The organism is Staphylococcus sp. 8AQ (genome assembly GCF_902506595.1).
GTDB classification, from domain to species: Bacteria; Bacillota; Bacilli; order Staphylococcales; family Staphylococcaceae; genus Staphylococcus; species Staphylococcus pasteuri.
In genome coordinates this window covers 2459308-2472449 of sequence record NZ_LR733871.1, presented here as the reverse complement: position 1 = coordinate 2472449, position 13142 = coordinate 2459308, and the positions used below count along the sequence as shown (strand labels likewise).

Genomic DNA, 13142 nt, shown 5'->3' with positions numbered 1-13142 from the left:
TACGCCTCCTATATCATGGAAATAAATAGATTTTAATTTCTTCTAATTTTACGTGAAATAAAATTACCGAGTGATTGAATAATTTGTACAATTATAATTAATACAACTACAGTTATGACGATGACGATTGTATCGAAACGTTGGTAACCATATACAAGTGCTAAATCACCTATACCTCCGCCACCAACAGCTCCAGCCATTGCTGTGCTTCCTATTAAGCCTATAATGGCAGTTGTAATTGCTAAAATAAGTGATCCTAATGCTTCTGGAAGTAGGAAATAACGGATAATTTGTATAGGAGACGCTCCCATTGCTTTTGCGGCCTCTATGATACCATCATCTACTTCTAATAATGAGTTTTCTACAAGTCTTGCAATATAAGGTGCAACATACACTGTTAAAGGAACAATTGCAGCAGTCGTACCTATAGAAGTACCTACCAACATTTTGGTAAAAGGTATAATTGCAATTAGTAAAATAATAAAAGGTATAGATCTTAATATATTTATGATGGGGTTAAGTATTTGATGTAAAATCGCATTGGGCCAAATCCCATTTTTCCTAGTAATAACTAGTAATACCCCTAGTGGTATGCCGATTAATGCACCAATGACCAATGCTACTGTAACCATATAGAGTGTTTCATATAGCGCTTGTATTAATTGTGATGAATCTAAACTAGAACCAAACATTTATCTAAACCTCCTCATAATGTATTTTGTTATTTTCAAAAAATGAATTAAGATTGAATTTCTTGTAATTTTCATCTTTTTTGATACGAATCCACATATAGCAAACCGTATCTCCTTGTATTTCAGACATAGATGAAAACAAGACGTTCACATTTAAATGATAGTTGTTTATCATTTCATTTAATAAAGGATATTCAATTTGTTCTTGATCAATAAATAATTTTAAATCAATATCACTTTCATTTTTATAACGATTAAAAGAATCTATGAGTGATTTAGAAGGTTCCATATTGACTACAGTAGTTACAAAGTTATGAGCGGTCTTGGTTTTAGGATTGCTAAATACTTCTTTAACGTCACCTATCTCAACTACTTCGCCATTTTCCATAACTGCTACTCTATTACAAATTTTTTGTATAACACTCATATCATGTGTGATCATCATCACTGTTACGCCAAATGTTTTATTTACATTACTCAATAAGTTTAATATTGAATTGGTTGTAGCAGGATCAAGTGCACTTGTTGCTTCATCACATAACAACACTTTAGGATTAGTTATTAGGGCACGAGCAATGGCAACTCTTTGTTTCTGTCCACCCGATAATTCATCAGGAAATTGATTCTTTTTATCACTTAAACCAACAAATTTTAATATGGAATCCACTCTTTCTTGAATTTCTTTTTTATCTTTTCCGCTTAAAATTAAGGGCATTGCTACATTTTTAAAGACTGTTTTAGAATTCAATAAATTAAAATGTTGGAATATCATACCGATATCTTTTTTAACTTTACGTAATTCTCTTTCCTTATATGTATTAATTTCATGTCCATCAACGATTACTTGTCCATCAGTAGCATGTTCTAATTGATTCACTAATCTAACTAAGGTACTTTTACCTGCGCCACTATACCCTATGACACCGAAAATATCATATTGATTAATCGTGAATGATATATTTTTCAATGCATGTATCTTTTCTTTCTTTTTATGAAATACTTTATTTACATTGTTAAATTCAATCAATCATAACCCTCCTCCTGTTTTAATCCCGATAATTATTATCTGAATATTTGCATTATATTGTAAGGGCGTGATCTAGTCAACACCATTTTCTGATTTTTCTAAAAATAGCAATTATTTTAACTTCTTTGTTTTAGATGTTCCATAATAATTAACAGTTTTCAACAACAACCCCATTTCATCTATACCGATTATCTATCAATAATTAACATTAATTATAATTCTTACTTTACTTATCTAGTTTAAGGGTGTATAGTTAATCTAACGTAATAAAAGGTCGTGAATTTGATTGAAGTTTATTTGTTTAGAATATACTCCTTTTGATTAATGAAATTTGTTACAAATATTTAGTGCAAAAGCACACGGAGGTATTCGATATGAATAACGGTACAGTTAAATGGTTTAATGCAGAAAAAGGTTTTGGTTTCATCGAAAGAGAAGATGGAAATGACGTATTCGTACATTTCTCAGCAATCGCTGAAGAAGGATACAAATCATTAGAAGAAGGACAAAAAGTTGAATTCGACATCGTTGAAGGCGATCGTGGAGAACAAGCAGCTAATGTCGTAAAAATGTAATAACATTTTCAAAGCAACCGTAATGGTTGCTTTTTTTATGCTTAAATTTAATAAAATTCTAGTCAGTCTTCTTATACATCTATTATTAGAAAATATATCTTTTACATTTTTGTTATAACTATTAATACATAAAGGAATGATTTAACTTTGAGTTTACTCTCAACTATTTTGACACTACTTGTAGCAATTGAGTTTATCTTTATTATGATACTTCAAACATTTATGACAAGCTCTAAAAAAACTAGTCAAACTTTTAAAATGAGTCAATCTGCATTAGAAGATAACAATTTAAATACATTAATGAAAAATCAAGGTATTTATAATGGACTTCTCGGTCTTTTCGTAATTTATGCGACATTTTTTAGTAATCATCCTAGAGAACTCATTATATGTATTCTTGTATATATGATTATAGTTGCAATCTATGGTAGTTTAACAAGTCAAAAGTCTATCATTATTAAACAAGGTCTATTACCAATTCTAGCTCTCTTATCATTAATTTTTTAATTATTTCCGTTAAATCGAAACTCGATTTAACGGTTTTTTTATAATAAAAGGCCCATTCCAAAAATGGAATGAGCCTTGTGATATCAATATTTCATTTTATTATTTATTTTCTTCTTCGTCTTCATCTTCTCTACGACGTTTGAAGAATAAGAATAGTGCACCTAGTCCGGCTAATAATGTACCGAACAACGTTCCTTTATTAACTACATCTTGTCCTGTTTCAGGTAGTTCACTCTGACCTTTACCTTGATCTTTATCTTTGTTTGTTGATGATTTCGTTGATTTTTCTACTTGTTGTCCATTCATATCTACTACTTTACTACCATTATTTTGGTTAGAATTAGTTACTTCGCTGTTGTTATCTGTTTGTGCTTGTTCTTCAGTATCTCGTTGAACTGAATTATGGGTTGCTTTATTGCTTCCATATGCACGAGTTGATGATGTTGATTTACTATCATTTGACGGTGCTGTTGGTTGAGTTGTATCTTTTGTTTCTTTCGGTTCAGCCGGCTGACTAGGATTTGTTGAATCATCAGAATCTGTCGGTTGTTTTGTATGATTTGGATTTGTTGGGTCGACTGGTTTTGTTGGCTCTGTTGGTTGATTTGGGTCGACTGGTTTACTGTTATCAATAACTGTTCCATCAGTAGATGGTGAGATATTACCGTCTGCATCCGTTGCTGTTACTCCGATATGATCTCCACCTTTTAGTTCTTCACCAGTAGGAATATTTATCACATAATTACCATCTTCATCTGCTGTACCACTGGCAGTTCTTCCATCTGGGAACGTTACTGTTACTGTTGAACCTGGTTCTGCTGTTCCTGTGATTGTTTTATCGCCTTTATGAACAGGATTAACAGTTGGTGCTTCTGGTGCTGTTGTATCTTTAACAACAGTTGATGCTTTTTCAGAAGTGTTGCCATCTTTGTCTGTCGCAGTAACTGGTAATGTTTCCCCACCTTTTAGGTCTTCATTAGCTGGAATGTCAATCACATAATTACCATTTTCATCGGCAGTGCCAGTTGCTGTTGTGCCATCTGGGAATGTTACTGTCACAGTTGAGCCTGGTTCTGCTGTTCCTGTGATTGTTTTGTCTTCACTTGTTACTGGATTAACAGTTGGTGCTGTCGGTGCTGTTGTATCTGTTACAACTGTTGACGCTTTATCAGAAGTGTTGCCATCTTTATCTGTCGCTGTTACTGATAATGTTTCTCCACCTTTTAAATCTACGTTAGATGGAATGTCAATCACGTAATTACCATCTGCATCTGTTGTTGCACTCGCTGTTGTTCCGTCTGGGAACGTCACTGTTACTGTTGAGTTTGGCTCTGCTTTTCCTGTGATTTGTGTATCATCACTCGTCACTGGATTGATTGTTGGTACATTTGGTGCTGTTGTGTCTTTGACAACAGTTGATGCTTTTTCAGAAGTGTTGCCATCTTTGTCTGTCGCAGTAACTGGTAATGTTTCCCCACCTTTTAGGTCTTCATTAGATGGAATGTCGATGACATAATTACCGTCGGCATCGGCAGTTCCAGTTGCTGTTGTGCCATCTGGGAACGTCACTGTTACTGTTGAACCTGGTTCTGCTGTTCCAGTAATTGTTTTATCTTCACTTGTTACTGGGTTCACAGTCGGTACTGATGGTGCTGTTGTGTCTGTTACTACTGTTGATGCTGGCTCTGATGTGTTGCCATCTTTGTCTGTTGCTGTGACTGGTAATGTTTCTCCGCCTTTTAGATCTTCGTTAGCTGGAATGTCGATGACATAGTTACCATCGTCATCTGCGATACCAGTAGTTGTTGTTCCATCTGGGAACGTCACTGTCACTCTTGAGTTTGGCTCGGCTTTACCTGTGATTTGTGTATCATCACTTGTCACTGGATTGATTGTTGGTGTATCTGGTGCTGTTGTATCTGTTACCACTGTTGTTGCTGGCTCTGACGTGTTGCCATCTTTGTCTGTTGCTGTAACTGGTAATGTTTCTCCACCTTTTAAGTCTTCATTAGATGGAATGTCAATCACATAATTACCATCTGCATCGGCAGTTCCAGTTGCTGTTGTTCCGTCTGGGAATGTCACTGTTACTGTTGAATTTGGTTCGGCTGTTCCTGTGATTGTTTTATCTTCACTTGTTACTGGGTTCACAGTCGGCACTGTTGGTGCTGTTGTATCTGTTACCACTGTTGTCGCTTTATCAGAAGTGTTGCCATCCTTGTCTGTCGCTGTTACCGGTAATGTTTCTCCACCTTTTAAATCTTCGTTAGATGGAATGTCAATCACATAATTACCATCTGCATCGGCAGTTCCAGTTGCTGTTGTTCCGTCTGGGAACGTTACTGTTACTGTTGAGTTCGGCTCGGCTTTACCTGTGATTTGTGTATCGTCACTTGTCACTGGGTTTACAGTTGGTGCTTCTGGCGCTGTTGTATCCGTTACTGTTGTTGTCGCTGGATCTGATTGGTTACCGTCTTTATCTGTCGCTGTGACTGGTAATGTCTCTCCACCTTTTAGATCTTCATTTGCAGGTATATTAATCACATAATTACCATCTGCATCTGTTGTTGCACTTGCTGTATTGCCATCTGGGAATGTCACTGTCACTCTTGAGTTTGGCTCAGCTGTTCCTGTGATTGTTTTATCTTCACTTGTAACTGGGTTGACAGTCGGTACTGTCGGTGCTGTTGTATCTGCGACAACTGTTGTCGCTGGATCAGACTTATTACCATCTTTATCTGTTGAAGTAACTGGTAATGTTTCTCCACCTTTTAAGTCTTCATTAGATGGAATGTCGATGACATAGTTACCATTATCATCTGCAGTTCCTGTCGCTGTTGTTCCGTCTGGGAACGTTACTGTTACTGTTGAACCTGGCTCGGCTTTACCTGTGATTGTTTTGTCTTCACTTGTCACTGGGTTCACAGTTGGTACTGTTGGTGCCGTTGTATCTGCGACTGTTGTTGTTGCTTGATCAGATTTATTTCCATCTTTGTCTGTTGCTGTAACTGGTAATGTTTCTCCACCTTTTAGGTCTTCATTCGCAGGTATATTTATAACATAGTTACCATTGTCATCTGTAGTTCCTGTCGCTGTTGTGCCATCCGGGAACGTCACTGTTACTGTTGAACCTGGCTCGGCTTTACCTGTGATTGTTTTATCTTCACTTGTTACTGGGTTCACTGTCGGTACAGATGGCGCTGTTGTGTCTGTTACCACTGTTGTTGCTGGCTCTGATTTATTACCATCTTTGTCTGTCGCTGTAACTGGTAACGTTTCTCCGCCTTTTAAATCTTCATTCGCAGGAATGTTTATTACATAGTTACCATTATCATCTGTAGTACCAGTTGCTGTTGTGCCATCTGGGAACGTTACTGTCACTGTTGAACCTGGTTCAGCTTTACCAGTAATTTGTGTATCGTCACTTGTCACTGGATTGACAGACGGTACTGTCGGTGCTGTAGTATCTGTCACTGTTGTTGTTGCTTTATCAGATGTGTTGCCTGCTTTATCTGTCGCTGTAACTGGTAATGTTTCTCCACCTTTTAAATCTTCATTAGCTGGGATATCAATCACATAGTTACCCTCATCATCTGCAGTGCCAGTTGCTGTTGTGCCGTCTGGGAACGTTACTGTGACTGTTGAGTTTGGTTCTGCTGTTCCAGTAATTGTTTTATCTTCACTTGTCACTGAATTTATTGTTGGCACATCTGGTGCTGTCGTATCTGTAACTGTCGTTGTTGCTTTATCAGAAGTGTTGCCTGCTTTATCTGTTGAAGTAACTGGTAGAGTTTCTCCACCTTTTAAGTCCTCACTAGATGGAATATTGATGACATAGTTGCCGTCTGCATCTGTTGTAGCACTTGCAGTTTTACCATCTGGGAAGGTTACTGTCACTGTTGAATTTGGTTCAGCTTTACCTGTGATTTGTGTGTCGTCACTTGTTACTGGATTAACAGTTGGTGCATCTGGTGCCGTTGTATCTGCCACAGTTGTTGTTGCAGGATCTGATTTATTTCCATCTTTATCTGTAGCTGTAACTGGTAATGTTTCCCCACCTTTTAAGTCTTCACTAGATGGAATGTTAATTGTATAGTTGCCATCGTCATCTGCAGTACCAGTTGCTGTTGTGCCATCTGGGAATGTCACTGTCACTGTTGAACCTGGTTCTGCTTTACCTGTGATTTCAGTATCATCACTTGTTACTGGGTTTACTGATGGTACTGTTGGTGCTGTTGTGTCTGCTACAGTTGTCGTTGCTGGATCTGATTTGTTTCCGGCTTTATCTGTCGCTGTAACTGGTAGAGTTTCTCCACCTTTTAAGTCCTCATTAGCTGGAATATCGATAATGTAATTACCATTTTCATCAGCTGTTCCAGTTGCTGTTGTGCCATCTGGGAACGTTACTGTCACTGTTGAACCTGGCTCTGCTTTACCTGTAATTTGTGTATCGTCACTTGTTACTGGATTAACTGTTGGTATTGTCGGTGCTGTTGTATCTGTCACTGTTGTTTTCGTTTCTCCAGATGTATTACCTGCTTTATCAGTAGCAGTAATTGGTAAATCTTCTCCACCTTTTAAATCTTCATTCGCTGGAATATCAATGACATAATTGCCATCCGCATCTGTTATACCACTAGCTTTAGTACCATCTGGGAATGTTACTGTCACTGTTGAATTCGGCTCTGCCTTACCAGTAATTTGCGTATCATCACTTGTTACTGGATTTACTGTTGGCGCATCTGGTGCCGTAGTATCTGTTACTGTTGTTGTTGCTTCTCCTGACGTATTACCAGTTTTATCTGTAGCGGTAACTGGTAATGTTTCTCCGCCTTTTAAGTCTTCATTAGTTGGTATATTAATTGTATAGTTTCCATCCGCATCTGTTGTGGCACTAGCTGTATTGCCATCTGGGAATGTTACTGTCACTGTTGAGCCTGGTTCAGCCTTACCTGTGATTGTTGTATCATCGCTTGTTACTGGATTTACTGTTGGTGCATCTGGTGCTGTTGTATCTGTCACTGTTGTTGTTGCTGGGTCTGATTTATTACCATCTTTATCCGTTGCTGTAACTGGTAATGTTTCTCCACCTTTTAAATCTTCGCGACTTGGGATATTAATCACATAGTTGCCATTCTCATCAGTTATACCTGTTGCTGTTGTGCCGTCTGGGAATGTTACTGTCACTGTTGAACCTGGTTCTGCCTTACCTGTGATTGTTGTATCATCACTTGTTACTGGATTTACTGTCGGTACTGTCGGTGCTGTTGTGTCTGTTACGACCGTTGTTGCTGGGTCTGACTTATTACCGTCTTTGTCTGTTGCTGTAACTGGTAATGTTTCTCCACCTTTCAAGTCTTCATTAGTTGGAATATCAATGACATAATTACCATCCGCATCTGTAGTGCCTGTCGCTGTTGTGCCGTCTGGGAACGTTACCGTTACTGTTGAACCTGGTTCAGCTTTACCCGTAATTTGTGTATCTTCACTTGTTACTGGGTTTACTGTTGGTACTGTCGGTGCTGTTGTATCTGTCACCGTAGTTGTCGCTTCATCTGATTTATTACCAGCTTTATCTGTTGCTGTAACAGGTAGTGTTTCTCCACCTTTTAAGTCTTCACTTGATGGAATATTGATGACATAGTTACCGTCCGCATCTGTTGTTCCTGTCGCTGTTGTTCCATCTGGGAATGTTACTGTTACTGTTGAATTTGGTTCGGCTTTACCTGTGATTGTTGTATCTTCACTTGTCACTGGATTCACTGTCGGTACGACCGGTGCTGTTATATCTGTCACTGTCGTACTAGCTTCATCTGATGTGTTACCTGCTTTATCTGTCGCGGTAACTGGTAGTACTTCTCCACCTTTTAAGTCTTCATTTGATGGAATATCAATCACGTAATTACCATCAGCATCTGTTTCAGCAGTAGCCGTTGTTCCATCTGGGAATGTCACTGTTACTGTTGAATTTGGCTCTGCCGTTCCCGTGATTGTTGTATCTTCACTTGTCACTGGATTTACAGTTGGTACTTCTGGTGCTGTTGTGTCTGTAACTTCTGTTGTTGCTACGTCAGATTTATTGCCAGCTTTATCTGTTGATGCGACTGATAATTCTTCTCCGCCTTTTAAATCTTCATCTGTTGGAATATTAATAACATAATTACCATCTGTATCTGTTGCAGCTGTCGCAGTATTACCGTCTGGGAACGTCACTGTTACTGTTGAATTTGGTTCCGCATGACCTGTGATTGTTGTATCTTCACTTGTTACAGGATTAATAGTCGGTACTTCTGGCGCAGTTATATCTGTGACAGTTGTTGTTGCTTCTCCAGATTGATTACCTGCTTCATCTGTTGATGTGACTGGTAACGTTTCTCCACCTTTTAAATCCTCATTTGATGGAATATCAATTGTATAGTTGCCATCGCCGTCTGCATTAGCTGTTGCTGTTGTGCCGTCTGGGAACGTTACTGTTACTGTTGAATTTGGTTCTGCTGTTCCTGTAATCGTTGTATCTTCACTTGTTACAGAGTTCACTGTTGGCACTTCTGGCGCTGTTGTATCAAGTACAGTCGTTCCACCTTCTGTTGAAACATTACCTGCTGCATCAGTTGCTGTTACGCTTAATTCTTCATTTCCTATGAGATCCTCAGAAGCTGGTATGTCCATAGTATAATTTCCTGAAGCATCTGCTGTAGCTGTAGACGTTGTTCCATCTGGGTATGTTACTGTCACTGTTGAATTTGGTTCTGCTGTTCCTGTAATTTGTGTATCTTCACTTGTTACAGTATTGATTGTAGGTTCATCCGGTGCCGTTACATCAACAACTGTTGTATTAGCGTTAGTAGATTTATTACCTGCTTTATCTGTTGAAGTAACGTTTAATGTTTCTCCACCTTTTAAATCTATATTAGTTGGAATTGCAACTCTATAACTACCATTTGATGTCGCAATTGCTTCCACTTTTGTTCCATTTGGGAACGTGATTGTTACTGTTGAGTTTGGTTCTGCTGTTCCTGTAATTGTTTTATCTTCACTTGTTACTCTATTAACAGTAGGTTGATTTGGTGCTGTCGCATCTGTGACTGTAATATTTGAATCCACAGATTTATTACCTGCTGCATCTTTAGCAGAAGCAGTAATTGTTTCTCCACCAGTGAAATCTTCATTTGCTGGAATATTAACAGTATAATTACCTGACGCATCAGCAGTCGTAACTTGTGTTGTTCCGTCTGGGAATGTCACTGTTACTGTTGAGTTTGGTTCTGCTGTTCCTGTCACTGTAGTATCTTCACTTGTTACAGGATTAATCACAGGTGCGTCCGGTGCTGTTGCATCTGTTACTGTTACTGTTGGTGAAACTTCACTTGTTTTTCCATTTTTACTAGCAGTAGATGTTAACTGAGTTCCTGCTGTTAATGGTTTAGATAATGTTAAGGTACCTGACGTGCTATTCGCTCCTAATGTAACTGTGCCTATCACATTATTATTGTTATCTTTAACCGTAATTGTTGAACCAGCCGTACCATGAACACCAATAGTCGTATCATTATCGTCAACTGGATCCACTAAAGGCGCAGGAACAATTGTATTATCTATAATATTAAATGTATTTGTTTCATCATTATCATAGTTAGATGCATCAATAGCTATTGTGTACTGACCTGCTGCTGATTTAGGGATAGTAACTGAGAAAGTTCCATCGCTATTCACAGTAGATGTACCAATAACTTGTCATGCTGAATTAATTACTTTAGCAGTTTGAGTACCTGCATTTGCTTTTAAAGTGACTGATCCACTTACTTTTGTATCATTAATTGTAATATCGGCTGCAGTTGGTTTACCTACTAATGGTGAAGTTTTATATGTCTTAACCTCATCTCCATCATTTTTAGAGTCATCATCTGTATCTGCATCATTTGGATCTGTTAATGATACTTCTCTTTCATATCTATCTAAAAGACCATCTTGATCATAGTCTTGTAATTCTAAAGAAGATGTTCCTAAAGAGTTATTAATAAGTTGACCAGCATTATCAGTAAGATAACCTGCAAATGTAAAGTCTTCAACTTGGTCAGCTGTAGAAGTAATTAAATTTCCATTTGCGTCATATTGTGCATCTTTAGTCAGAATGTTATTAGCACTTTGATTTAATTTAATAACAATTCTCATACCAATTGGCTCTGGTAATCCATTATTAAATTCAATTAAACTGTTTAAATCACTAGCAGTAATTGTACCATTACCGTTCGCATCTATAGATAGATCTGCTACCTTATTAGATGCATTATAAGTTTTATTAAATCCATTTAAACCATTGTAATCATATCTATCTAATTCAACACTTTGAATAAATGGAATTAAGTCTTTATCGATTTGATAGTTATAACTCCATTGTTTGTTTGAAGCACCACCATAACCAAATGTGCCATTTTTAACGATTTGTTGGTCAACAATAATCGCTCCGTTATCACCAACTTTAGTATCTAAAATAGCTGTACCACTACTTGCTTTAAAATCTTTTGAATTAGCTGTAGATGTATTATTATTTAACTTAACTAAATCATCATCAGTCGATGTAAGGAAATAACCACTACTTTCTGATGAACGTACAATCGTATTGGCAGAAGAGTCTCTAACATAGATTTGATAATTAAGTTTATTATTACTTAAATCTCCTGCTTCATTAAGAATATTTTCAACAGTATCATCTAATTCAATTTGACCACCAGCTGCTGTTTTATTAGCTAAAATTTCAGCGCCACCAAATAAACCACCGTTCGCACGAATATAGTTAATCTCCCAAATATTAGACGGTGTGCCATCATCATTTTTCAATCTCGTAAATGTGACCGGATTGCTACCACCAGCTTGATTTACAGATATTTTAGTAACATGATCTGCAATTTTAGAGTCTAGATTTAAATCAATTTTATATCTAGAACCTGAGTTAGAACCTGACATATATGCATGAATATTAAATGGAATTGATGTACTATTTTTAACTGCGTCAGAATCTAAAGCTTCAGGATCAAATACTAGTGACGCAAATGTATAGTTATCAGAATAATTTAATGATTTTTGTGCTTTTTCGTCACCACTAACAGCGGCAGCAAGCATTCTAGGTGTAGCCATTGCGCGCATAAATGTTCTAGTTCTAGGCTGAGTAGCTAATGTTTCTGTGCTCTTTTGTTTGTCTACCATTTCTTTTAAAGCAGCTTGTAATACAGCTTGATTGATTTCTTCATCAGTTGCTTTGTTAAAGTCTACATCTGTATTTTTCAATATTTCTTTTGCTTCAGTTGTTGAAACTTGATCATTTAAAAATGATTGCACTGCTTTTTCTTTATTTTTAGATTTCGCTAATTGTTTTGTTAATTCAGTAGTTTCTTTTGCTGTTGTTTTATTTGTTTTAGTAGACTTACTAGAATTTTTAGATGTTGTTTCTTTTTTGCTTGATTCAGTTTTTTTAGTTGATGTTTTATCAGTAGCCTTTTTAGTTGTTACTTTTTTAGTATCTTGTTTAGATGTCGAATTTTTAGTTGTTGCTTTAGTTGTTTTTCCTTCTGTTTTAGATGTTGTTTTATTGGAAGTTGTTTTGTCTACATTTTTAGTTGATGTTTTATCTGCAGTATTATTCTTTTCTGAAGAGATTTTATCTGAAGTCGTTTTATCTGAAGTTTGATTTTCTTTAGAAGTAGAATTAGTTTCACTATCTTGTTTATTTATAGATTCATCGTCTTTATTTGACTCTACTTGTTTGTCATCTGTAGATGTTGTTTTGTTCTCAGAAGTTGCTGACTCTGTTGTAGATTCATCTTTTGTTGTCGATGCTTTTTTGTTTGAGTTATCAATTGTGTTTTGTTCAATACTTGAGGATTCTTGTGCTGATGTTTTATCTGAAGAAACGTTGTCTGAATTCGCTTGTTCGGTACTTTGCTTATCGCCAGTATTATTTGTTGTTTTCTCCTCTACATCTTTATTAGTTGTAGTAGTTTGTTGGTCACTATTAGCATTGTCTGTTTGAGTAGCTGTTTTGTCTGTGGCACTCGTTTCTGTACTATTTGTTTCATTACTATTAGTGAGTTCTGTTATATCAACAGGTTCACTTTTATCTTTGTTGCCATCGCTATTTTGAGCAGATGCATTATCTAATTCATCTGCTCTAGCTACATTTCCTGCTCCAAATACTAATGTTGCACCTATTAATAGTGATGCTGTTCCTGCTGTGAATTTTCTAATTGCATATTTATTTAGTTTGTGTGGTAAAAAGCCTTGTTTGTTCTTCATTTATGAATCACCTCATATATTTTGCACAATTTTAATATTGTATATACATAT

The 13142-nt window shown here is 36.7% G+C and carries 6 protein-coding genes; 2 read left to right on the top strand and 4 right to left on the bottom strand.

Annotation, left to right across the window (positions count from 1 at the left end; translation table 11 throughout):
• Positions 1 to 32: 32 nt before the first annotated feature.
• Complete coding sequence (locus GVY01_RS12050) at positions 33 to 692, bottom strand: methionine ABC transporter permease (RefSeq protein ID WP_017638305.1); 660 nt, start codon at positions 690 to 692, stop codon at positions 33 to 35.
• 4 nt (positions 693 to 696) lie between these two features.
• Positions 697 to 1719 carry a methionine ABC transporter ATP-binding protein gene (locus GVY01_RS12045; RefSeq protein WP_017638304.1) on the bottom strand — a complete coding sequence of 341 codons (1023 nt, stop codon included), beginning with the start codon at positions 1717 to 1719 and terminating at the stop codon, positions 697 to 699.
• Between the two features lie 374 nt (positions 1720 to 2093).
• Here GVY01_RS12045 and GVY01_RS12040 point away from each other — a divergent pair, with 374 nt between their 5' ends.
• Together GVY01_RS12040 and GVY01_RS12035 are read left to right on the top strand one after the other, a co-directional pair.
• Positions 2094 to 2294, top strand: a complete 201-nt coding sequence (locus GVY01_RS12040; protein ID WP_017638303.1) for a cold-shock protein — start codon at positions 2094 to 2096, stop codon at positions 2292 to 2294.
• A 147-nt stretch (positions 2295 to 2441) separates the two neighbouring features.
• Positions 2442 to 2801: a DUF1304 domain-containing protein gene (locus GVY01_RS12035; protein WP_017638302.1), complete on the top strand. Its 360-nt coding sequence runs from the start codon at positions 2442 to 2444 to the stop codon at positions 2799 to 2801.
• A gap of 99 nt (positions 2802 to 2900) precedes the next feature.
• Here the strand turns inward: GVY01_RS12035 and GVY01_RS12030 are convergent, their stop codons facing one another.
• Both GVY01_RS12030 and GVY01_RS12025 read right to left on the bottom strand, forming a co-directional pair.
• A complete protein-coding gene (locus GVY01_RS12030) occupies positions 2901 to 10514 on the bottom strand; it encodes an Ig-like domain-containing protein (RefSeq protein WP_159333784.1) in 7614 nt (2537 codons plus the stop codon).
• Between the two features lie 21 nt (positions 10515 to 10535).
• Positions 10536 to 13091 carry a YSIRK-type signal peptide-containing protein gene (locus GVY01_RS12025; protein WP_159333783.1) on the bottom strand — a complete coding sequence of 852 codons (2556 nt, stop codon included), beginning with the start codon at positions 13089 to 13091 and terminating at the stop codon, positions 10536 to 10538.
• Positions 13092 to 13142: the final 51 nt, after the last annotated feature.